Genomic DNA, 23,479 nt, shown 5'->3' on the forward strand with positions numbered 1-23,479 from the left:
TCATGCTAATCGAATGACTTGATTTTCAAGGTCGCCGGCTCGGAAACGGGGATACAATGAAGGATGAATAGAGGGGGAGCTATGCCTTGGCCCGATGTTTGCAGATTAAGCCCATAGAGACAGGAGTGTACTTATGCAGTTTTCCAACCCCGTAATCCCGGGTTTTCATCCCGATCCCAGCATCTGCCGTGCCGGCGATGATTATTATCTGGTGACGAGCACGTTCGAATATTTCCCCGGCGTTCCCGTATTCCACAGCAGGGATCTCGTTCACTGGCGGCAGATCGGGCATTGCCTGACGACGGTCGAGCAGCTCCCGCTGGCAAATGCAGGCGCATCAGGCGGCATATATGCGCCGACGATCCGGTACCATGAAGGCTGGTTTTACATGGCGACGACGAACGTCAGCGGCATGGGCAATTTCTATGTAAAAACGACAGACCCGGCCGAACCTTGGTCGGCACCGATTCCGGTAGCACAAGGCGGCATTGATCCGTCCCTGCTGTTCGACGATGACGGGCGGGTATATTTCCAGTCCGCAATGGCCGGTCCCGAAGGCAGCGGCATTTACCAGTGCGAAATCGATATTGCAACCGGTGTCATGCTGACCGAAAGCCGTTTGGTTTGGAAGGGAAGCGGCGGCGCATATCCCGAAGCGCCGCATCTATACAAAATTAACGGCATGTACTATTTGATGATTGCCGAAGGCGGCACCGAATACGGGCATATGGAGACGATGGCCCGCAGTGCCCATCCGTACGGTCCGTTCGAGGGATGCCCGCATAATCCGATACTCTCCAACCGCAGCCTGGAGAGCAGCATTCATGCCACCGGCCATGCCGATCTGGTCCAGATTCCGGACGGCAGCTGGTGGGCCGTCTGCCTGGCCATCCGGCCGGTCGGCTATCCGATGGTGCATCATCTGGGGCGGGAGACTTACCTGGCGCCGGTAACGTGGACTGCCGACGGCTGGCCGGTTATCGGCCAGGACTCCCATATCCGGCCGGTGATGGACGGTCCGGCGTTGCCCGAAACCTGTTGGCCGGTCCCGCCGGTGCGCGATGATTTCGACGCGTCCTCGCTCGGCTACGAATGGACGTTCCTGCGCAATCCGGCGCCGGGAAGCTGGTCGCTGCAGGAGCGGCCCGGCCATCTTGTGCTGCGCGGCCATAAGGCTACGCTCTCCCAGGCGGACTCGCCGGCTTGGGTCGGCCGCCGGCTCAGCCATATGGACTGCAGCATCCGGACCGCGCTGGAGTTTGACCCGCGTACGGAAGGGGAAGAAGCGGGGATAACGCTGTTTATGAACGAGCGGCATCACTATGAAGCCGCGCTCCGGCTTGTGGATGGACGGCGGCTCGCCGTTTTCCGGCGCACCGTTGGCTCGCTGGCGGTGGAAGAAGTCCATGAATGCCCGCAAGGGCAGGTCATTCTGCATGTTCAGGCGGAGCCGAATCAATTTACCGTATCCCTTGAAACGGCACAAGGAATGACGATCCATCTGGGCACCGCGGAGACCCGTTTCCTGAGCACCGAGATGGCCGGTGGGTTTACCGGGGTTTTCGTGGCCATGTACGCGACGTCCGAATTCGGCGGTACTTCGCCGGCGTCTTTCGACTGGTTCGATTACGAAGCAGCCGAGGCTTAATAAAAAGCATTCCAAATCAAAAGCAGCCGCCCGCAAGGGGCGGCTGCTTTTTTTCGGCTGGTTAAATGCGCCGATTCCGCTCCTTAGTGGGCGTCACGGTAAGATTTCGGGGACATGCCGTACGTTTTTTTGAACAGGCGGGCAAGGTAATTGCTGTCGCTAAAGCCGCATTCGTAGGCGATTTCGGTTACGGAGCGGTTGGTCTGCTTCAGCAGCGTGCAAGCCCGTTCCAGCCGCAGCCGTTGCAAGTAGGCGATTGGAGTAGTCAAGTAATACGCCTGGAAGATCCGGTTCAAATGCCGCACCGAAATATCGGAATCCGCAGCGATTTCTTCCAGGGACACCTGCTCCAGGTAATGGTCCTCGATATAGGAGACCGCATTGGCAAGATGCAGCATGCTGCTGTCCACCTCGCTGTCCTGATGATCGTACTGCCGGGACAAATACACGACCAGCTCCATGAACCGGGATGCAAGCAGCGTCTGATAGCCGTGCAGTTTGGTTTCGTATTCTTCGATCATCCCTGCTACCAGCTGCGACACATACTCCAGGCTGGCGATGGAAATATTGACTTTGCTTTTATACGAATGAATGCTGCGGTAGAAAGGCTCCAGCACGAACAACGCCTGATACCCGTTCAGGGTGCGCAGATCCGGACCGGCGGAGTTCAGCATTTGCGGCCGATACATGATATTGCAGATTTTGAAGTCATGCGGCGCTTTATAGGCATGCGGAGTTCCGCCGCCCAAGACAAAGACGTTGCCTTTCTTGATAAAGGATTCCTCATTATTGACGACATGCGTGGCGTGTCCGTTCAGGACGATAACCAGCTCGGAAAAATCGACATGCTGATGCAGCTCCATATCTTCGTCGTGCCCGCCGTATTGAATAAAAAAGGGGAACTGCTCGTCGGTTGTAAACCAGTTTAAATACACGTTGCTCATCTCATAGCCGCCTTCGCTTGTAGAAATGGATGTCTATATTATGCTAATACTTTGACCTGAAAATCAAGGTGCAGCCTTCGGCAAGACGATAAAATGAAAGCGCAATCGAATGTTGGCCGCAGGCAGCAGGAGAGAGGTCCTGCGCAAGAAAGATACAGCTTACACGAATTGCAAACGTATACAACAAAGGGGATTGATGGACATGAACAAAAAGCTCACCAAGTCAAGCGGCATCGCGCTGCTGGCCGGCTTAATGCTCGTCTCGGCCGGCTGCGGCAGCTCGAACAACAATGCGGGCAATGCGGCGAGCCCGTCGGCAAGCAATGCAGCGAATAATACGGCTGAGAATACCGGCAACGATACCAGCCCGATCTCGTTTTCTTTCTTCGGCGCGGACGCCAGTCCGAACTGGAACAACATGCAGGACGATGTCGGCAAGGTCATCACCGAGAAAACAGGCGTGTCCCTTGAGGCGGAGTTTGATGTCGGCAGCGGAGGCGGCCAGGACAAGATCGCCCTTATGTCGGCGAGCGGGCAGTATCCGGAAATCATTTACGCCAAAGGCGAAATCGGCAAGCTGGTCGATGCGGGCGCTCTGCTCGACTTGACGGACCTGATCGACAAATATGCGCCGAACATCAAGAAGGTCATGGCCAATAACATGAACCGGATGAAATACAGCAAGGACAACCAGGCGATCTATTCCATTCCTACAAACGTTGGCGTCGACCAGACTCCGTTCGATGTCACTAGCGGTTTCGAAGTCCAGCATCGCGTGCTGAAAGAGCTCGGGTATCCGAAGATCCGCACCGTAGCGGATTTTGAAAAAGTGCTGAAAGACTACGTGGCGCTTCATCCGGAAACGGACGGACAGCCGACGATTCCGCTCTCGCTGAACGCCGATTCCTGGAAGATCATGATCACCGTAACCAATCAGGCAGCGGCGACAACCGGCGCTGCGGGCGACGGCGAATACTACATCGATCCGAAAACCTACGAAGCGGTGCTTCACTATGAACGCCCTGAGGAAAAAGAATACTTCCGCTGGCTGAACCACATGTACAACACCGGTCTTTTGGACAAGGATTCGTTTGTACAGAAGGAAGACCAATACAAATCCAAAATCTCCAGCGGCCGCGTGCTTGCTTTGACCTCCGATGAATGGGAATATGCCGATGCCGAAAACGCCCTTAAGGCTGCCGGCAAAGACGAATACACATATGCGCACTTCCCTGTGACAATGAGCGAGCAATATAAGGATAATTCGCTGCAGCAGGTTGGCGTTGACGGATATGGCATCAGTATCACGACGGCCTGCAAAGATCCGGTCCGCGCCATCAAGTTCATCGACTGGATGTCCTCCGAAGAGGGCCAAGTGCTGATGAACTGGGGCGTTGAAGGCAAAACGTACAATATGGAGAACGGCAAACGGGTAATGCCGGCAGATGTTCTGGACCGTAAAGTGAACGATAACGCCAACTTCGCGAAAGAAACAGGCATTGGTTTGTATTCGATCTTCGGCGCGCATTACGGCGACGGCGTGAAGGACTCGACCGACAACTATTACACGACGAACTTCCCGGAGCAAATTATCGCAAGCTATTCGGATGCTGAAAAAGAATCGCTCGCTGCCTACAATGCGAAGACCTGGAAAGACCTGTTCCCGCAAGCGGATGAGTTCCCGGTTAAAGAGTGGGGCGCCATCTATAACATGCCGGTGCCTACGGACGGAGACTATCAAGTGATCTATCAGAAGACACAAGATATCGTCCGCAAAAAAATTCCGGAAGCCATCCTGGCCAAACCGGAAGAGTTCGACAAGGTATTTGATTCGTTCCTCGACGAGCTGAAAAAAGCCGGCTCCGAGAAAATGGAAGCCGAATATACAAAGCTGGTTAAAGCGAGAGTCTCGCTGTTCACCGGCAAAGACATTCAATAAGAGATGACGGCAGTCCCGTCAGCCGGTTGCCGGTTGGCGGGCGCCGATTGATCCCGCTGGGTTCCCGATGGACGCTCCGCGAACAGACCGCTGTTTCATACCTTTGTGTTTTGTTTTTGTCCGCTCCCCTTAGCGGATAAACTGCAGGGCGCAAGGCGGCGATGGAAACAGCGGTCCGTTGGCGGAGCGTTTTTTTTGCCAAAATCTTTTCGCCGAATCAATGGAATTTGCCAACCCTGCGCCTGTCCGTTATAATACTGAATAATCGTTCAGTATTCCAAGCCTACGAAAATCAGGAGGTGTGCCGTCATTTGAACAAAAAGCAGCAGCAAACTGAGCAGACCAAAAAAAGAATCGCCGATGCGTCACGGCCTCTGTTCATTCATAAGGGATTCAACGCGACCTCGATCGACGATATCGTCAAAGCGACCGGTTGCAGCGCGGGCAACATTTATTATCATTTTAAAAGCAAGGAAGGGCTGTTTCTGCATCTCATTGAGGAATGGGATCAGGAGTGGGAAGAGACCTGGCTGGCCAAGGAAGCCAGTTATCATACAACCGCCGAGAAATTATACGGACTCGCGGAGCATCTGGCGATCCAGCAGCATAACCATCCACTGACCAAAGCGATCGACGAATTTCATAACAACACCGTTAAAGACGCCGCGGTAGAGGAACGGATTAACGAAATGGTTGCCGGTTATATTCAATTCAACAAGCAGCTACTGCAAAGCGGAGTAGACCGGGGGGAATTCCGGCAGACGGATGTAGCCGGGCTGGCGGTCATTCTGGACAGTCTGCTATACGGACTCAGCTTTCATACCCGGAAAATGGGGCCGGAAGAGGCGCTCGCTGCGCACCGCCTGGCCATCGACGTTTTTTTGCATGGAGTGGCTTAGCTGCTCCTGCACTTTTTTTGACCACATCTAGAACGATTATTCAGTATTCAAAACGGAGGCAATCATGTCTATCTTTCTGAAAAACCGCGGAGCCTTGCTGGTTCTGATGCTTAATTTATTTCTCGTATTCACCGGTATCGGGCTGATAATACCAATCATGCCCAAGTTCATGAACGACCTCGGAATCAACGGCAGCACGATCGGGCTCCTGGTCGCTACCTTTTCGCTGACGCAATTTCTGTTCTCGCCGCTGGCAGGCCGCCTGTCGGACACCTTTGGCCGCAAGCGGATGATCTTCTTCGGCATGTTGATCTTTGCCTTCTCCGAAGGGCTGTTCGGCTTTGCGGATTCCGCACTGCTGCTCTTTATCGCCCGGATGCTCGGCGGGATCAGCGCGGCGATGATCATGCCGTCCGTCATGGCCTACGCTGCGGACATCACCACGAGCGAGGAACGCGCCGCCGGGATGGGCTTCATCAACGCCAGCATCACGACGGGCTTTATCATCGGTCCGGGAATTGGAGGATACATCGCCGAATTCGGAATACGTGTTCCGTTCTATGCCGCAGGGGTTGCCGGGATTGCTGCTGCTCTCATTACGCTGTTGATCCTGCGGGAATCGCTGCCGGCGAAGGCGGCTGATTCAGCGGATACGCCTGTCCAGCCGCAGAAGAGCAGTCTGTTCTCCCAGCTTAAGCATTCGTACCGTGAACCGTATTTCCTCAGCCTGATTATCGTATTCGTTATGTCCTTCGGATTGGCGAATTTCGAGACGGTATTCGGCCTGTTCGTGGATCATAAGTTCGGCTTCGACCCGCAGGATATCGCCTTTATCATCACATTTGGATCCATCGCAGGGGCGGTGGTTCAGGCCACGATCTTCAGCTGGATTCTCAAGCGTTTCGGCGAGAACCGCGTCATCAGCGTCTGCCTGTTTTTTGCAGGAACGTTTATCCTTTTGACCCTTTTCGTGCATACCTTCTGGCTGATCTTTGCCGTAACTTTCGTCGTCTTTCTGGCGATCGACATTCTGCGTCCGGCGATCGGCACCCAGATGTCGATGCTGGCCAACGACCAGCAGGGTTATGTCGCCGGCCTCAACTCGGCTTTTACGAGTCTTGGAAATATCGCCGGTCCGATCGTCGCCGGATATCTGTTCGACATCAATCTGAACTTCCCGTATTCGCTTTCGAGCCTGGTGCTGTTGTTCTGTTTTGCTTTCTCGCTGAAAGTATATGCCCGGCGCAAGAAGGTTTCCGTATCTTCATAAACTTTCCTCCATGCACATCACCTTCCAAGCCGCGGGTTATACTAAACCTGCGGCTTATTTTTTATGCTGGGAGGATGAGCGGATGGACACCTTGCCTGAAATGATTGAAGAAGCCTTTAAGGATTCGTCCGATTTTGTGAAACAGGATCTCGGGCGGATGGGGCAAGAGCAGTATTATGCCTATTTTCTCCGGACCCTGGCCGCGTCGGCACGGTTGACTTATGTTCTTAACCGCGACGGAGACCGGGGTTTGTCTGCATTTTTGGAGCGCTATGAAGGCAGTACCGTGCAAGAAGCGGACCTGGCCGCCTGCGAAAAGGCGCTTTGCGAGGGACAGACGGTGCTGTGTCCGGCTGGTGCCTCTTCCGGCATTATTCTGGAGACTTCGCAGACCCAGCAGCGCAGCATCCAATCTCCGTCTACCGAGAACGTGCTGCACGGCCCCATGTACAGCTTCAACGAGAATCTTTCGACCAATATCGCATTGATCCGCCAGCGGGTCCATTCGTCCAAATTGAAAAATCAAACCTTTAGCATCGGCGAAATCGGCCGGACGCAGGTAAGCCTGCTCTATGTGCAGTCGATGGCCGAGACGTCCCTGATCCGGAATCTGCAGCTGCGGCTGAACGAAATCCGCATTCCCGATCTCGAAGACAGCGGGCAGCTGCTGCGGCTGCTCGTTAAAGATAAAGGCATGCAGCTGTTCCCGAGATCCATGGCGACGGAACGTCCGGACCGCGCCGCCTCGGCGCTGCTAAAAGGGAAAGTCGTCCTGCTCGTCGACGGTTCGCCTTTCGCCCTTATCGTCCCGGTCGTCTTTACCGATTTCTGGCATTCCCCGGAAGACACTTATTTAAGCCCGTATGTCGCTTATTTTTTGACGACACTCCGTTTCCTTGCGCTGTTCATCAACTTGTTCCTGCCTGCGGCATATGTCGCCCTGACTTCGGTAAACGTCGATGTCAACCGGCTGGAGATCAGCCTGTCCGCTTCGGCCAGCCGGGAAGGCGTGCCTTATCCCGTCATTATCGAAACGGTGCTGATGCTGCTCGTCATCGATTTTATCGTTGAAGCTGGCGTCCGCTTGCCGAAGACGATCGGTTCCACCGTGACCATGGTCGGCGGGGTCGTGCTCGGACAGGCGGTTATTCAAGCCAATATCGTCAGCAATCTGCTCGTCTTTATCGTTGCCGCTACCGCCATCACGAATTTTATCGTCATCGATTACCAGATGGGGCTGATTCAGCGCATGCTTAAATATATCGTTTTGGCGGGAGCCGGAATCGCCGGGCTGTTGGGCATGATGTTTTGCTTTGCCTGTCTCGTCTTTTATTTAAGCTGCCTGGAGTCATTCGGTAAACCATATCTGACCTCGCTGCTGCCAGAGAAGGAGCGATCCGGCCCATGAACAAGACGCCGGCTTTATCCCGTTACTCGCTGTATGTCATGCAGTCGCTGTACTTTGGCGGTTCCGCCGGTTACCTGTATCCTTCCTTAATCATCCGCTCGACGGATTCGGCCTTTTGGGTGCCGATCGTGGTATGGGCGCTGCTTGCGGCGGGAGGCGCCTGTCTGTATTCGCTGGCGCTGGGCCGGGTTTCGCTGCCGATGATTCCTGCGCTCCGTAACCATTGCGGCCGCATCCTTAGTATATTGCTTGCGCTTCCGCTTCTGCTCTTTATCGGCGGGGCGATCATCGTGCTGCTGCGCGGCTATACCGAAATGATCACGATGACGATGCTGCCGCGCACCCCGATTGCGTTTTTGAACGGCATTTTACTGGTTCCGGTTCTGATGGCGAGCGCGGGGATTATGCCGATTGTGCGGGCCGCACGTGTTTTTTTCCTGTTAACCTTAATGCTTTCGACGGTGCTGATGCTTCTGAGCTTCAGTGATCTCGATTTTTCGCTCGGTCGGCCATGGCTGCGGACGGATGGACATTTCTTGGGCGATGCCGCATTTTATGCCAGTTCCTATTTGTGGACCGGATATGTCTTTACGGCGCTGCTGGGATCGTACACCGGTGTTGCTTTAAGGAAGTTTTGGCAGCCTTCGTTCCTGTCCATTTGCTGCGCGATGCCGTATTTGCTGGGCGTGGTGTATTTGCCTGTGCTTACCTTTGGTCCGGAGCTCAGCCGGCAGCTGATTCTGCCTTATGTCTCCAAGCTGGATTCCGTGTATCATTACTGGATCATCCTGGAGAACCTTACAGCGGTTCTGCTATCCAATATGATGATTTATGTGCTCTTCGTCTTGTCGCTGAAGCTCCATGTGATGGGGCAGATGCTGCAAGATTTTTTCCCTTCCTGGAGAAAAAGGTGGATTTTCGGAACGCTGGGCGTAGTCATGTATACCGCCTCCGTAATGATTCCATCCTGGGCCGCACTGATTCATTTGCTGCACCTTATGACAGGTCTAAGGCTGTATGCAATGTTCGGGTTTCCGCTGCTGGCGTTGACGGCGTTCGCCGTATCCGCACGCGTGCAAAGAAGGAGGGAGGCTGCGTGAAATGGCGTTTTGTTTGGCTAACGTGTCTACTATGCGGCATCCTGCCGCTTGTGGGCTGCTGGGATGCCAAGGATATCGACAACCGGATGATCGTTGGCGCGATGGGCGTCGAACGGCCGGAAAAGGATAAGCCTTCCGTGCGGGTGTGGTTCCGGTTTCCCATCCCCAAAACCCCGGGAACGAGCGGGAACGGCAGCGATTTTTTTGCCACCTCCCAAGCCGGCGATACGGTCATCGACGCGACCAACCAGATGCGATACCGGCTGCCCAAAGCTCTCGATTTGTCGTCCGTACGCGCATTCCTGATCGACGAAACGATGGCGAAAGAAGGGTTGCGGCAATACTTGGATTTTACCGTCCGCGAACGTTCGGTGCCGCTGGATACCGTCGTCGCGCTCGTCACGGGAGACATGAATCAAATCTTCAGCAACCCGAACCCGACGGGAGAACTTTCGGGTCTGTATACGAAGCTGTTCTTTGAGCCCTTTGCCGGCGGAATCCCCCGAAAGAACAAAGTGGAGCTGTGGGAGGTGTACGCCAAGCTGTACAATCCGCTGCAGGCCAATCTCATTCCGCTCGTACGGGAGAGCGAGCACAACATGTTCAGCCTGGTGGGCAACGCATACTTTGCCGGGGATAAGCTGGCCGGAATCTTGACGCCGGACGAGACGCTTCTCTACGAGATTATCAGCCGTAGCATCGGCGAGACTGAAATGGAGCTGACGAAAAAAGCCGACGTCAAAATCCTGAATAACCGTACCCGGATTAAAGCCAGCCTGAAGGCGGACGGGCATCCGCTGATCCGCGTGACCTCGCGGGTTGACTGCACGTTAGTTAACAGCTCCGGCGAGGAGCGGCTGTCCGCTTCCCGGATCGAACAGTATCTGGAACAGAAGCTGATCCGGCAGGCGGCAGGCTTGTTTGCCAAAACGCAGGCGAAACGGTCGGACATCTTCGGGTTCGGCAATCATTTTCGCGGCAAGCTGGCGGTCTCCCGTTATCCTTCCTGGCCATCGATGTATCAGCAGGCGGAGATCAGGTTCAAGATCAAGGTCAAGCTGCGCAATACCGGGCTGGAGTATTTGGAATAGGCGAGCAAAACATCCGGATTGATTTAGCGGGAACGGGCATACACATGAATCAGAAACCCGTATTGAAGGAGCTGATTTCATGAACGTTTATTCGTCACGGCCGCAGCCTTTTGGCTATTATCCGTTGTCTTACGGCGCGAACTATGAGGCATTCAACAGGGGGAAGCAGCAGCCGTTGACCTTTGTGCTCGTGCACGGCTCGTGGGCAGATGTCAGCTTCTGGGACGGCGTCGCTGCCGAGCTGCGCAATCAGGGGCATAACGTGTACGTTCCGGAATATCCGGGTCACGGCTCCGATCCGAACAAAAACGTGACGCACCAGGAGATCGACGATGCCGTTGCTAAGTATATCATCACCCGCAATTTGCAGCAGATCGTCCTGGTCGGCCACAGCTTCGGCGGTTCCGTCGTTCAGAAGGTTGCCGAACAAGTTCCCGAACGGCTCAAGCGGATCGTGTTTATCGACGGTTTTGTCGTTGCCGACGGGGAATCGTTGGGCGACCAGTTCCCGCCGTCTTCACAGCAGTATTTCAAGCAGCTCGTCGAAGCCTCGGGCAATCATACGCTGATGCTTCCTTATCCTGTCTTCAGGGACACATTCATGAATCTGGCCGATGCGGAGCTCGTCCGCGCCACCTACAGCAAGATTACGCCGGAGCCGGCAGGACCGCTCTTCGAAAAGCTGGATTTAAAGAAGTTTTTCGCCCTCAATACTCCGAAAAGCTATATATACCTGACCGAAGACAATGTGCTCCCGCAGGGCGAAGGGTACGGGTGGCATCCGCATATGTCGAGCCGGCTTGGCGTCTTCCGGTTAATCAAGGATCACGGCGACCATATGACCACCTTCAAAACCGATCCGCGCCGGGTAGCCCAGCGTCTGTACGAAGCCGCGCGGGATTGAGGCTGGATACAGCGCTGTTATACTTTCGCACTTAGTTCGATCGTGTATGGACAAAAGAAACTAGTAAAAATAAAATACCTTTTTATAGAAAAATTCTAGAAAATACTAATATATGGGTATAATAGGAGTACAGCTATGAAATCATCCTATGAAAGCAAACAGAATTGTATCGTCGGCTCTGCGGAGGGCCCTTGTCGACCCGCATACATACGGAGAATATGACGCAGCCTCCGGTCCTGAGCGACAAAAGAAAGGAGGATAGCCGCTTTTATTGTAACCGCTTACCAAGGAGTGAATGGGATCCATCCTGCCAATCTTTCATATTGGGAGGAAGACGAATGTTAAAAAGGATGGCTTCGACCGTTTCAGCACTGGCTATGGCGCTGAGCCTGTTTGCCGCAAGTCCGGCTGTAGTCCAAGCGGCACCGATCAGCGAGGCGAACAATACGATCTTTGGTCCTAATGTGTATGTGTTTGATCCGACCATGTCCGCTGCAGATATCCAAGGCGTTACGAATACCGTGTTTGCTTCCATGGAATCCAATGAATTCAGCAGCGACCGCAAAGCATTTCTTTTTAAGCCGGGAACTTATAATGTGAACTTTAATGTGGGCTTTTACACTCATGTGGCCGGGCTGGGACAGAACCCGGGAGACGTCAACATCACAGGCGGCTTAAACGTCAATGCGGACTGGGACAACGGCAATGCGACGCGTAACTTCTGGCGCGTGATCGAGAACATGACGATTACGCCGGCAAGCGGCACGACGCAGATTGCAGTCTCCCAAGCGGCCCCGCTGCGCCGGCTGCATATTCAGGGCAAGCTGGACCTGTTTGATTTCGACAACAACTGGAACGCCGGCTGGGCGAGCGGCGGCTTTCTGGCCGACTCGAAGATCGACGGGCAGGTGCTTCCGGCTTCGCAGCAGCAGTGGTTTGCCCGTAACAGCACATGGGGCAGCTGGGCGAACGGGGTATGGAATATGGTATTTGTCGGGGACAACAACGCGCCTGCCGGCAATTTTCCGGACCCGCCGTATACCGTTGTGAACCAGACGCCGGTGATCCGAGAGAAGCCGTATCTTTACATCAACAATGCCGGACAATACCAGGTCTTCGTGCCGTCGCTCCAGACAAACACCCAGGGCATCAGCTGGGCAAACGGGCCGACACCGGGACAATCGATCTCCATCGACCAGTTCTATATCGCCCGTCCGGAAACCGCCACTGCGGCAACCCTTAATGCGGCTTTGAGCCAGGGCAAAAACCTGCTGTTCACGCCGGGGATATTCCATCTGAACGATACGATCCGCGTCAATAACCCGAATACCGTGGTGCTGGGCATCGGTCTTGCGACACTGGTGCCGGATAACGGGCAAACGGCCATGGCGGTGGCAGATGTGGACGGCGTCAAAATCGCCGGTCTCACATTCGACGCAGGTCCGCTGAATTCCCCTTCTTTACTTGACGTCGGTCCGGGCGGAAGCGGAGCCGGGCATGCCGCCAATCCGACGTCGCTGCATGACTTGACGTTCCGCACCGGCGGCGCGATCGCCGGGAAAAATGATGTGAGCCTTAAGATCAACAGCAGCGACGTAATCGGCGACCATTTCTGGATTTGGCGTGCGGACCATGGCGCAGGTGCCGCCTGGACGAACAACGTCTCGAAAAACGGACTTGTGGTGAACGGCAACAATGTCACGCTGTACGGCTTGTTCAACGAGCATCATAACGAATATCAGACCCTGTGGAACGGAAACGGCGGACGGCTGTATTTTTACCAGTCGGAAATTCCGTACGATGTACCGAACCAGTCTTCCTGGATGGCGAACAACGGTACCGTGAACGGCTACGCTTCATATAAAGTGGCGGACAGCGTGACGAGCCATGAAGCTTGGGGGCTTGGTGTGTATTCGTATTTCCGCGATGCCGCCGTCAAGCTGGAAAGCGCCATCGAAGTGCCGAACGTACCGGGCGTGAAGCTTCACCATATGACCACGATTTGGCTGTCCGGCACGGCAGGCAGCGAAATTACGCATATCGTCAACAATCAAGGCGGCAGCGTATACGCGAATTCGCCGGCCGCTGCAATGCGACAGACCTTAGCGGAATTTGCCGGTACTGGTGCGGTGGATACGATCCCGCCCAGCACGCCGGCTAACCTGATGGCAACGGCGGCTTCCAGCAGCCAGATAAACCTGACCTGGACGGGTTCGACTGATAATGTCGGCGTTGCTGGCTATGAGATTTACCGGAACGGCGCCTTGGCCGCTACATCGTCCACAAATTCTTATACCGACACCGGTTTAGCTGCTTCGACTTCATACAGCTATACGGTTAAGGCCAAAGATGCGGCAAATAACCTGTCCGCCGCCAGCAACACCGCAACAGCGAACACACTAGCAGGGACCGGCTCCGCTCTGGATCGGACGGGGTGGACGGCGACTTCTTCGCCAACCAGCGGCGACGTTCCCGGCAACTTGCTGGACGGCAGCATGGCCACCCGCTGGAGCACGGGCGTAACGATGGCGCCGGGGCAGTACTTTACGATTGATATGAAAGCAGCCAAGTCGTTTAACAAGCTCGTCATGGACTCCAGCGGCAGCGACAATGACTATGCCCGCGGGTATGAGGTCTACGTCTCCAGTGACGGGACGAACTGGGGCAGCGCGGTTGCGAGCGGCACGGGCGGCGGACCGGTCGTTACCGTGAACTTTACGGCCCAGAATGCCCGCTACATCAAAGTGGTGCAGACCGGAACGTCAACAAGTTGGTGGTCGATCCGCGAGGTGAATGTTTACGGCAGCGGCACGGGCGGCGGAACCGGTTCCGTGCTTAGCCGCACCGGTTGGATCGCAGCCTCCACGCCAACCAGCGGCGATGTTCCGGCCAACCTGCTGGACGGCAGCATGGCCACCCGCTGGAGCACCGGTACGCCGATGGCGCCGGGGCAGTTTTTTACGATCGATATGCAGTCGGTGAAGACCTTCAATAAACTCGTGATGGATTCCACCGGCAGCGACAGTGACTATGCCCGCGGGTATGAGGTGTATGTCTCCAGCGACGGGACGAACTGGGGCAGCGCGATTGCGAGCGGCACGGGCAGCGGGCCGGTCGTAACCGTGAATTTTACGGCCCAAAATGCCCGTTACATCAAAGTGGCGCAGACCGGAACGTCAACCAGCTGGTGGTCGATCCGCGAAGTGAACGTATACGATTAATCTTCTAACACAAAGTCAAAACGCCCCCGGATCATCCTAGGATGGTTGGGGGCGTTTTTTCACGCTTAATGGTTAATCTTTTTCGTGCTTAGCAGGAAGTAGCCCATTTCAGGATCGTATATCGTGCAGTCGCTGATGGAATAGCGCACCTCTCCCTGGGAGTCTTCGCTGGTCACTGTGGAGCAGGTATTCGTCTTTACGCCTTTATTCGGGCCGCCGAATGCATCGTTCGAATCATCGTAGGTGTAGTCGATGGTTTTTCCGTCGAACACCAAATCCTTGAAAATCGGGTCGCCTTCATCTGTATAACCCGTCACGCGGATACGATCCGGTTGTTTGTTGGCAAGATTGGCCATGAAGCGTTCAAAAATATCCCAATTGTAGACTTCAGACAGATACACCACGTCACCTCGCTTAATTGCCTCTTGGGACGAATATGCCTGGCTGGCGGTTTTGGCCGGATCGTCTTTGCCGGAACAGCCGAGCAGTCCGCCCAACAATAAAAGCGGGATCAATAGGATACAGGTTTGTTTCATTTCAATCCTCCTTAGCCCAAAATCCGCCTTTTTCTTACAAGACGATCCAAGCCGGGGAAATGTTGCCGAAAAATTCTTCTGAATCGGCATATTCCTCCGGTTGGATACTTTGGTGATATCTTATTGGTTAAGATTATCCACGGGAAAGTTAGAATCCTCCCTTCTGCCCGATACCTTACACTTGCTAGGATAAGAAGACACGAAGATGCTAAAGGAGATGTAGAGGACGACTATGGGGATGAGCAGCATTTGGTTTGATAAACCGGCGGCGCGCTGGGAGGAAGCGCTGCCGATGGGCAACGGACGGCTGGGAGGCATGGTGTTCGGCGTACCCCATCTGGAGCGGATTCAATTGAACGAGGATAGTCTCTGGTATGGCGGGCCGTTGGAACGCAACAATCCGGATGCGCTGGCCCATCTGGAGGAATTGCGCCGGCTGGTATTCGCCGGACGCATCCGCGATGCCGAGGAACTGGCCGAGAAGGTGTTGACCGGCGTTCCGGACGGCCAGCGCCATTACGAGCCGCTTGGAGATCTATATCTTCTCTCCGGGAACAACGATAATCCGGCGGAGGCTTACCGGCGGGAACTGGACTTGCGGGATGGCGTCATCCGCGTAAACTACAAAAGCGGGGACGGCGAATATGAACGCGAATATTTCGCCAGCTATCCTGGGCAGGTGCTTGCCGTAAGGTGGACCGCGAGCCATTCCGGCCGGTTGAACGGGAAGGTCGTCTTTGGCCGGGGGAGCGTGCTGGAACCTGGACCATGGTCCAATATACTGAGACATCCGGTCGGGCTTCATGCCTATATTGACCGTATTGGCTTTAACGAACAAGGCGATCTAATCGTCCGCGGAAGAAGCGGCGGAGAGGAAGGCATCCGTTTCTGCTGCGCGATACGCGTTGCGGCTGACCATGGGCGGGTGTCCTGCATGGGCGGACAGATCGCAATCGAAGCTGCGGATGCCGCAACGATTCTTATTGCGGCTTGCACGGATTACCGGGTGCCGCAGGAAGAAATGGAGACCGAATGCGTGCGCCGCCTTGATGCTGCTTCTGCCCAAACCTATGCAGAGCTGCGGTCCGCTCATGTGCAGGATTACCGGGCGTTGGCGGACCGCATGGAGCTGCAGCTTGCGGGGGCTGACGGTTACGGCCTTCTGGACAGTCTGCCGCTCGACCGCCGACTCGCGCGAATGCGCGGCGGGGCTGATGATCCGGAGCTTGCGGCGCTGTATTTCCGGTTCGGCCGTTACCTGCTCATCTCTTGCAGCCGTCCCGGCTCGTTGCCTGCAACGCTTCAAGGCATCTGGAACAAGGATATGCAGCCGATCTGGGACAGCAAATATACCATCAACATCAATACGCAGATGAATTACTGGCCCGCGGAGAGCGCCAATCTGGCGGAGTGCCATGAGCCGCTGCTCGACTTTATCGAACGCTTGAAAGAGCGGGGAAGCGAGACTGCCCGCAGCATGTACGGCTGCCGTGGCTTCATGGCCCATCATAACTCGGATATATGGGCCGATACCGCGCCGCAGGATGTCTGCCTGACCTCCACCTTCTGGACGATGGGCGGTGCCTGGCTGGCTCTGCATCTGTGGGACCGCTACGATTACAGCCGGAACCTCGGCGACTTACAACAATATTACGGCACGATGAAAGAGGCGGCGCTCTTCCTGCTTGATTTTATGGTGGAAGACCCGCAGGGCCGGCTTGTCACTTGCCCTTCGTCTTCGCCGGAGAATGTATACCAGCTGCCGAACGGCGAAACCGGTGCGCTATGCTACGGACCGTCCATGGACAGCCAGATCATCCGCGAGCTGTTCACCCGCTGCATCGCGGCGGCGGAGATTTTGCAGGAGGATGCGGCGTTTGCCGGCAGCTTGCGGCAGGCGCTGGAGCGGGTGCCGCAGCCTGAAGTCGGCAAATACGGGCAGATTCAGGAGTGGAGCGTCGACTATGAAGAGGTGGATCCGGGGCACCGGCATATCTCGCATTTGTTCGCGCTGCATCCGGGCTCGCAGATCACGAAACGCAGTACTCCGGCGCTGGCTGCGGCCGCCAAAACCACCCTGGAGCGCCGGCTGCGGCATGGGGGCGGGCACACCGGCTGGAGCCGGGCCTGGATTCTGAACATGTGGGCAAGGCTTGAGGAACCAGAGCTTGCGCATGACAATGTCATGGAACTGCTGCGTTCTTCTACCTTGCCGAATCTGTTCTGCGATCATCCGCCGTTTCAGATCGACGGCAATTTCGGCGGGACGGCCGGCATACTAGAGATGCTGCTGCACAGCCATGGCGGCGAGCTCCGGCTGCTGCCCGCGCTGCCTGCGGCGTGGCCGCAGGGCCGGGTTCGCGGAGTGCGGGCGCGCGGCGGATATACCGTCAACCTGGAGTGGTCGAACGGGCAATTGCAGCACGCCGGCATTCAAGCTATGGAAGCAGGGAGCGTTACCGTTTCATATGGCGCACGTTACTGGACGCTTTATTTTTCTGAGGCGGGGGAAACGAAAGAACTCGATCTCGATGTACTTTAAAGCCCGGCAATTACCCTTGGAGCGATGAAGGCCGGTTGGCCAGACGGTATGCGGAAGGCGAGTAACCCGTAAAAGCTTTAAATTGCTTAGACAAATACGACACGTCGGCAATGCCGATCCGGTCGCAAATTTCGGATAGCTGGAGGTTCGTGGTGATCAGCAGCCACTTGGCCTCCTCTATCCGTTTTTTATTGATGAATTGAATTGGCGTCACGCCGAACTGCCGTTTAAAGAGGCGGATAAAATAGTTTGGATGCAAATGGACCCGCTCAGCCAACTCTTGGATCGTAATGTTGCGGTGTACGTGCTCGTCGATGTAGGTAATCGCATCCTGAAGGGAAGCCGAAGCGGCTGAATGCTCCACCTTCGCCTCACCGGATACTGCATGTTCAATATAATAGGCAATCAGCTCCAGCATCGCCGCATGAATCCGCAAGGGTGCGCTTACCGTCCCGCAGTCCCGGGCATCCAAGAGTGACTGAAACAGCTGCGCGGCTTGATCGTAATTGTCCGGATGAATGAAAAACGGTACCCGCAACATGTCGAACAAGTTATGCTGACCGATTTTCGCCGTAAAATGGCACCAGTATTTCAGGTATGTCGGGCCTTCTGTATAAGAATACGACTGTGTTACGCCCTGCGGCATCATAACCCACTTGCCTGCCTTCGGATAGAAATCCTCGTCCCCGATCTTTAGCCAGCCCTCGCCCTCGCAGATGAAATAAAACTTATTGTAATCCGGCGTGTAGTCGATATCCCGCCAATCGTTCCATACCCGGTTAAAGCCGATCCCCGTAACATTGACCTGAAGATTGCTCAGATAAAGTTGAAGCAGTTGATGGTTGATCCGGTCCATTCCATATCTCCCTGCAGGCAAAATGACTTGTACATACAGCAGAATAGCACAAACTTGCGTTCAGCGGGAGGTGCAGGACATTCAGCAAACTTTCAACCCGCCCTCATGAAGCCTTCAGGCAAGCCGCCTATACTGAGACCACAACGTTAACGAAAGGCAGGCGAAACGGATGAACAAGAGACGTGTCATCAAACGAAGCTGGATCATTGCCCTGATCGCAATTCTTTTGATCGGAGGGGTGTTATATCGTCTGGCTGACCGCTATCTGATCGAGCATGTAGAGGTGGTAGTCGCAGACTCGGCAACCGCCGCAGCTTCAAGCGGAGAAGACAGTACAACCCAAGCGGTCCATGCCGAGTCCGACGATTGGAATTACTCCAGCGACGATATGAGCGTGTCTATTGAAAAAGTAGTCAAAGGCAGCGGCTCCGACCAAATCACTTATTATGTCGCCGATGTGCAGGTAGACGATGCAACGCTCCTGCAGTCGGCGTTCGCCGATAACGCCTACGGCCGCAACATTACGGAGGACACCTCCGATATCGCGAAAGACCATTCCGCCATCTTCGCCATCAACGGCGACTACTACGGTTTCCGTGCCGACGGCGTCGTAATCCGCAACGGCGTGCTGTACCGGAACGAACCGACTCGTGAAGGCGTCGTGCTCTATAAGGACGGCACGATGGCATCTTACGATGAGACGGAGGTCTCTGCCGACACCTTGCTGGCGAACGGCGCGCTTCAGACTTTGTCCTTCGGGCCGGCGCTCATCCGGAACGGTAACATCGTCGAAGATCTGGACAATGTCAAGATTGATACCAACTTCGGCAACCGCGGCATCTCGAATGCCAATCCCCGTACCGGCATCGGCATGATCTCCGCGAACCATTATGTGTTCGTCGTCGTCGACGGCCGTTCCGATGAAAGCCGGGGCATGACCCTGGATGAATTCGCGAATTTATTCTCCGATCTCGGAGCGACGGAAGCCTACAATCTGGATGGCGGCGGCTCATCGACCCTGTATTTCATGGGCCGGGTCGTCAACAATCCGCAGGGCAAAAACACGGAACGCGGCGTAAGCGACATTCTATATCTCGGGGAGGGCTAATCATGACGGTACTTATTCCATCGTACGAGCCGGATCACCGGCTTGTGGAACTGATCGGCAGGCTGCGGAAGGTTACGAATGCGCCGATTGTCATTGTCGATGACGGCAGCGGGGAGCGTTTCAAGGAGATCTTCGAGGCGGTAAAAGCTGCCGGCTGCACGGTTTTGACCCATATGGTCAACAGGGGCAAAGGAAGGGCGCTCAAAACCGGTTTTCAATACATTATGGACCATATCCGTACGGCCGCCGTTGTCTGCGCGGACAGCGACGGGCAGCATACACCGCAGGATATCGTTGCCGTCGGACAAGCGAGCGAATGGGCAGAGTCGAAAATGGTGCTGGGCAGCCGGAGATTCACCGGCAAGGTACCGCTGCGCAGTCGTTTCGGCAACCGGCTGACAAGCAAGGTATTCGATGCGGCAACGGGAATCGACATCGGCGATACGCAAACCGGGTTGCGAGGGTATCCGCGGAGCATGCTCGGCTGGTTGCTGCAGGTTCCCGGCGAACGCTTTGAATATGAAATGAACCTGCTGCTGGAAGCGCCGGCCCGCGGCTACGGCATTTTGGAGGTACCGATCGAGACGATCTACCTGAACGACAACGAGTCGTCCCATTTCCGGCCGGTCGCGGATTCCTTGAAAATCTATCTGCCGATTCTGAAATTCTGCGCGGCATCCATTCTTTCCGGCGTACTCGATTTTGTGCTGCTGCTCGTCCTTCAGTCTTTAACCTCCAGCCTGCTGCTGTCCGTCATAGGCGCTAGAATCGGCAGCTCGGCAGTCAACTATGGCGTGAACCGGCGGCTTGTCTTTGACCGTCAGCAAACTTCGGGCTTTGCCCAATCCGTGTCTCGGTATTATACGCTGGCCGTCCTGATCCTTGCATTAAATTACGGATTGCTCTCCGTATTGCATACATGGCTGGGGCTCCAGCTGGTCCCGGCTAAGCTACTTACCGAAGGGCTGCTGTTTCTGTCCAGCTTCTGGGTGCAGCGCAAATTTGTATATTAATCGTCTCCCGCGAACTGCTATAATTTAGAGAATTTCAGCAAAAGAAAAGTCATACAGCAGCTTAAGAGGAGGTTAATCCCATGAAGTATTACGTTGTAGACGCGTTCGCAGAACGGCTATTTACAGGAAATCCGGCGGGCGTCAGCATCCTGGAGCAGTGGCTCCCGGAAGATTTGATGCAGAACATCGCCGCAGAGAACAATCTGTCTGAAACCGCATTTGCCGTCAAAACAGGCCCGCATGCTTACCAGCTCCGATGGTTTACCCCGGCCGGCGAAATTGATTTGTGCGGGCATGCCACCCTGGCGACCGCATATGTCATTGCCAATTTTTACGAAGCTGAAGTTGAGCAGCTCACGTTTGAGACGCAGAGCGGCATCCTAAACGTTGCGAAGCGCGGCGAACGGTACGAGCTGGATTTCCCCGCCCGGATGCCGGAACGGATCGAGCTGACGGAGCAGATGGTGGAAGCGCTGGGCGTCACGCCGTTGGAGGCGTATTTGAGCCGGGATCTGATGTTTGTCCTGGAGAGCGAAGAGGCCGTCCGGAATCTGGCGCCGGATTTTGCCAAGCTGAAGCAGCTGCCGCTCGGACTGGGCGCTTCGGTCACTGCCAAAAGCGAAACCGTGGATTTTGCCTCCCGAAGCTTTTTCCCGAAACTTAAGGTCGATGAAGATCCCGTCTGCGGCTCGGCGCACTGCAACTTTATCCCGTACTGGGCAGACCGGCTTGGCCGAAACGGGCTAGTCGCGCATCAACTCTCCAAACGCGGGGGCACGCTGTACTGCCGGCTGGAGGGAGACCGGGTCCGCATCGCCGGAACGGCCGTCCTGTATTCCATTGCGGAGCTGCAGCTATGAACCGGCATAAAGCTCCGAAATCATCGAATTTCATAATTCAAGAAAAAAGGAAGATCTTCCGGCACATATCCGGATCGTTCACTATGCCGATAGGCTTGACCATTTTGGCTTAATGGAGATCTGGATGGAATTTATGTACAGCGCTCATCAAGAAGAGACAGCGCTCGATGCTTTACGTTACTGGAGCAGCGAGGAAGATAACATCTATATCGAAAAATCGCGAGAGAAGCTGAATTTTGCGCTGTCCCGGGAAATGTTTGACCGGGAAATCGAGTTTGTAAATCCGTTCAGGAAGCGATTTGAAGCGGAATGCGACGGGGATATTGACTTTTAATGTTTTGGAGGACGAGCCATCAGCCATAAGATTGGTGGCTTAAGCTTCCTGCTGGAGCAGTGTAAGCACGGAGAAATAGAGCCGCTGAAATAGCGGCTTTCTTTTTTTATGATCGCAGTAGGGCAGATTATGGTATTATAGTTGAAATCTATTCCATGAGGTGGGCTTATGAAGCTGGTCCTGATCTTTGGGCCGCAGGCGGTCGGCAAAATGACGGTCGGGCATGAACTGGAGAAAATCACCGAACTCAAATTATTCCACAATCATATGACCATTGAGCTGCTGGTTCCATACTTCGGCTTCACCCCGGAGATGTGGAGGCTGTGCACCAAGTTCCGGGAGGATATTTTTGAAGCGGCGGCAGCCAGTGAACTGTACGGGATGATTTTTACATACGTGTGGGCGTTTGATCTTCAGAATGACTGGGATTTCGTCGATAAGATTTGCGGAATCGTGGAAGGCAAGGGCGGCGAGATTTGTTTCGTTGAACTTGAAGCAGAGCTCAGTGAGCGAATCGAGCGCAATAAAACGCCGCACCGGCTGGCACATAAGCCCACCAAGCGCAACGTGGAGAACTCGGAGCGGGAATTGAAACGCAGCATGGACCGGTATCGTCTGAACTCTTATGAAGGAGAAATCCAAAGAGAACGTTACCTGCGGATTAACAATACCCGGCTTGCGCCGGACGAGGTCGCGGAAATGATCCGGCGTCATTTCAATTTGTAACTCCATTTGTACCAACCTTGCGGAAAGGAAATGATTAAGGCCATGAACTGGAACCGGTACCTGATCGCTCCCTTGGTGTTGTGCATCGCTTATCTGATCTTCACCGTCCTGCAATACGATAAAGTAAAGGATCAAAACGAAGTGCTGCAAAAAGCAAATGATGCTTTATTCAAGGTGCAGCTGAACAACGCGCTCAGCAGCTTTGAAATGGAAGTTAACGACTACACGTACCGGTCGATGCTGGCCAATGTATCGAATGCCGCCGTGCTAAGCGAATTAACTACCTTTGAACAAGCCAATGACGATCTGGATATCAGCCTGAACAATCTGTATATCGCTTTGCGGGAAGACAAATCCAAAGACCTTACACTGGCCAGAATCGATGAGCTGAGGAACATTTTTACGATGCTGGTCCGGAATCCCGCTAGCAAAACCGCCACGGAACGGATGAACTGGATCACGGATGAGACGTTTTTTGACAACAAGAACGAATAATGAAGGGATTATAGGAGATGAAGCAGATGACCGAGCAGCGGGTGTATATCCGGTTCCCGGAAGAATCGGATGCAGAAGAGCTGGCAGAGCTGTATACGCGCAATAGAGCATTTTTCGAGCAGTTCTCGCCGAACAGTCCGGATGAATTTTATACGAAGGAACGCCAATTGGAGCTGGTTATCCGTGGAAAAAGCGACCGGGAGGAAGACCGTAGATACGACTTTGTGATCTGCCACGCCGAAGACGGCCGGATTATCGGGAACATCGGACTGAACTTTGTGGTGCGGAGCTCACTGCAAAGCTGCATGGTCGGCTACAGCCTGGACCGGGATTATAACGGAAAAGGCTATATGACGGAGGCTTTGAAGCAAGTGGTACAATATGCGTTTGAAGTGCTGAAGTTCCACCGGATTACCGGCGAAGCTTCGCCGCGCAATCCCGGATCGATACGCGTCTTGGAACGCGCCGGGTTTCACAAGGAAGGAATTGCCCGGAAAAATGTAAAGATCAACGGCGTATGGGAAGACCATCAGGTGCTCGCCATCATCAATCCGAACGACTAAGCGAAAAGCCGCCCATTGGGCG

Annotated in this window: 20 protein-coding genes; 17 read left to right on the top strand and 3 right to left on the bottom strand. The window is 54.7% G+C overall.

Annotation, left to right across the window (positions count from 1 at the left end):
- Positions 1 to 133: 133 nt before the first annotated feature.
- Positions 134 to 1,648, top strand: coding sequence for a glycoside hydrolase family 43 protein (locus BMW84_RS04165; RefSeq protein WP_091064774.1), 1,515 nt, complete (start codon positions 134 to 136; stop codon positions 1,646 to 1,648).
- 83 nt (positions 1,649 to 1,731) lie between these two features.
- Here BMW84_RS04165 and BMW84_RS04170 read toward each other — a convergent pair whose 3' ends face one another.
- Complete coding sequence (locus BMW84_RS04170; RefSeq protein ID WP_091064776.1) at positions 1,732 to 2,592, bottom strand: helix-turn-helix domain-containing protein; 861 nt, start codon at positions 2,590 to 2,592, stop codon at positions 1,732 to 1,734.
- 196 nt (positions 2,593 to 2,788) lie between these two features.
- Between BMW84_RS04170 and BMW84_RS04175 the strand changes: the two genes are divergently transcribed.
- The 8 genes from BMW84_RS04175 (at position 2,789) to BMW84_RS04210 (ending at position 14,424) form a co-directional block, all read left to right on the top strand.
- Positions 2,789 to 4,531: an ABC transporter substrate-binding protein gene (locus tag BMW84_RS04175; RefSeq protein WP_091064781.1), complete on the top strand. Its 1,743-nt coding sequence runs from the start codon at positions 2,789 to 2,791 to the stop codon at positions 4,529 to 4,531.
- Positions 4,532 to 4,842: 311 nt separating this feature from the next.
- Positions 4,843 to 5,430 (top strand): TetR/AcrR family transcriptional regulator, encoded by a 588-nt coding sequence (locus BMW84_RS04180; RefSeq protein ID WP_091064784.1) that lies wholly within the window; start codon positions 4,843 to 4,845, stop codon positions 5,428 to 5,430.
- Between the two features lie 64 nt (positions 5,431 to 5,494).
- Positions 5,495 to 6,700 (top strand): MFS transporter, encoded by a 1,206-nt coding sequence (locus BMW84_RS04185; protein WP_091064785.1) that lies wholly within the window; start codon positions 5,495 to 5,497, stop codon positions 6,698 to 6,700.
- Positions 6,701 to 6,782: 82 nt separating this feature from the next.
- Complete coding sequence (locus tag BMW84_RS04190) at positions 6,783 to 8,108, top strand: spore germination protein (protein ID WP_175498664.1); 1,326 nt, start codon at positions 6,783 to 6,785, stop codon at positions 8,106 to 8,108.
- Complete coding sequence (locus BMW84_RS04195; RefSeq protein ID WP_091064790.1) at positions 8,105 to 9,208, top strand: GerAB/ArcD/ProY family transporter; 1,104 nt, start codon at positions 8,105 to 8,107, stop codon at positions 9,206 to 9,208. Before BMW84_RS04190 ends, BMW84_RS04195 begins: the two co-directional genes overlap by 4 nt.
- Positions 9,205 to 10,299: a Ger(x)C family spore germination protein gene (locus tag BMW84_RS04200; protein WP_175498665.1), complete on the top strand. Its 1,095-nt coding sequence runs from the start codon at positions 9,205 to 9,207 to the stop codon at positions 10,297 to 10,299. Before BMW84_RS04195 ends, BMW84_RS04200 begins: the two co-directional genes overlap by 4 nt.
- A 79-nt stretch (positions 10,300 to 10,378) precedes the next feature.
- On the top strand, positions 10,379 to 11,203 hold the full coding sequence (locus BMW84_RS04205) for an alpha/beta hydrolase (RefSeq protein WP_091064796.1): 825 nt from the start codon (positions 10,379 to 10,381) through the stop codon (positions 11,201 to 11,203).
- A gap of 338 nt (positions 11,204 to 11,541) precedes the next feature.
- Positions 11,542 to 14,424, top strand: a complete 2,883-nt coding sequence (locus BMW84_RS04210; RefSeq protein ID WP_091064798.1) for a discoidin domain-containing protein — start codon at positions 11,542 to 11,544, stop codon at positions 14,422 to 14,424.
- 65 nt (positions 14,425 to 14,489) lie between these two features.
- On the opposite strand, the gene BMW84_RS04215 is transcribed toward BMW84_RS04210, so the two are convergent.
- Complete coding sequence (locus tag BMW84_RS04215; RefSeq protein ID WP_175498666.1) at positions 14,490 to 14,960, bottom strand: DUF4362 domain-containing protein; 471 nt, start codon at positions 14,958 to 14,960, stop codon at positions 14,490 to 14,492.
- A gap of 238 nt (positions 14,961 to 15,198) precedes the next feature.
- On the opposite strand from BMW84_RS04215, the gene BMW84_RS04220 reads away from it, so the two are divergent.
- Positions 15,199 to 17,502, top strand: a complete 2,304-nt coding sequence (locus tag BMW84_RS04220; protein ID WP_254772857.1) for a glycoside hydrolase family 95 protein — start codon at positions 15,199 to 15,201, stop codon at positions 17,500 to 17,502.
- Positions 17,503 to 17,512: 10 nt separating this feature from the next.
- On the opposite strand, the gene BMW84_RS04225 is transcribed toward BMW84_RS04220, so the two are convergent.
- Positions 17,513 to 18,358, bottom strand: a complete 846-nt coding sequence (locus BMW84_RS04225) for a helix-turn-helix domain-containing protein (RefSeq protein WP_091064804.1) — start codon at positions 18,356 to 18,358, stop codon at positions 17,513 to 17,515.
- Positions 18,359 to 18,527: 169 nt separating this feature from the next.
- Here BMW84_RS04225 and BMW84_RS04230 point away from each other — a divergent pair, with 169 nt between their 5' ends.
- From BMW84_RS04230 to BMW84_RS04260, 7 genes are all read left to right on the top strand, one after another.
- Positions 18,528 to 19,466: a phosphodiester glycosidase family protein gene (locus BMW84_RS04230; protein WP_091064807.1), complete on the top strand. Its 939-nt coding sequence runs from the start codon at positions 18,528 to 18,530 to the stop codon at positions 19,464 to 19,466.
- A gap of 2 nt (positions 19,467 to 19,468) precedes the next feature.
- Positions 19,469 to 20,479: a bifunctional glycosyltransferase family 2/GtrA family protein gene (locus tag BMW84_RS04235; RefSeq protein ID WP_091064810.1), complete on the top strand. Its 1,011-nt coding sequence runs from the start codon at positions 19,469 to 19,471 to the stop codon at positions 20,477 to 20,479.
- A gap of 80 nt (positions 20,480 to 20,559) precedes the next feature.
- Entirely contained in the window at positions 20,560 to 21,339 is a 780-nt protein-coding gene (locus BMW84_RS04240) for a PhzF family phenazine biosynthesis protein (RefSeq protein WP_091064812.1), read from the top strand.
- A gap of 124 nt (positions 21,340 to 21,463) precedes the next feature.
- The gene (locus BMW84_RS04245) at positions 21,464 to 21,673 is read left to right on the top strand and encodes a hypothetical protein (RefSeq protein ID WP_091064815.1); all 210 of its coding nucleotides are present in this window, start codon (positions 21,464 to 21,466) and stop codon (positions 21,671 to 21,673) included.
- Positions 21,674 to 21,841: 168 nt separating this feature from the next.
- Positions 21,842 to 22,399, top strand: coding sequence for a DEAD/DEAH box helicase family protein (locus tag BMW84_RS04250; protein ID WP_091064817.1), 558 nt, complete (start codon positions 21,842 to 21,844; stop codon positions 22,397 to 22,399).
- Between the two features lie 42 nt (positions 22,400 to 22,441).
- Positions 22,442 to 22,894 (top strand): hypothetical protein, encoded by a 453-nt coding sequence (locus BMW84_RS04255; protein ID WP_091064819.1) that lies wholly within the window; start codon positions 22,442 to 22,444, stop codon positions 22,892 to 22,894.
- A 26-nt stretch (positions 22,895 to 22,920) separates the two neighbouring features.
- Entirely contained in the window at positions 22,921 to 23,457 is a 537-nt protein-coding gene (locus tag BMW84_RS04260) for a GNAT family N-acetyltransferase (protein WP_091064824.1), read from the top strand.
- Positions 23,458 to 23,479 lie beyond the last annotated feature (22 nt).

It is taken from the genome of Paenibacillus sp. NFR01 (genome assembly GCF_900111565.1).
Classification (GTDB): Bacteria; Bacillota; Bacilli; order Paenibacillales; family Paenibacillaceae; genus Paenibacillus_AQ.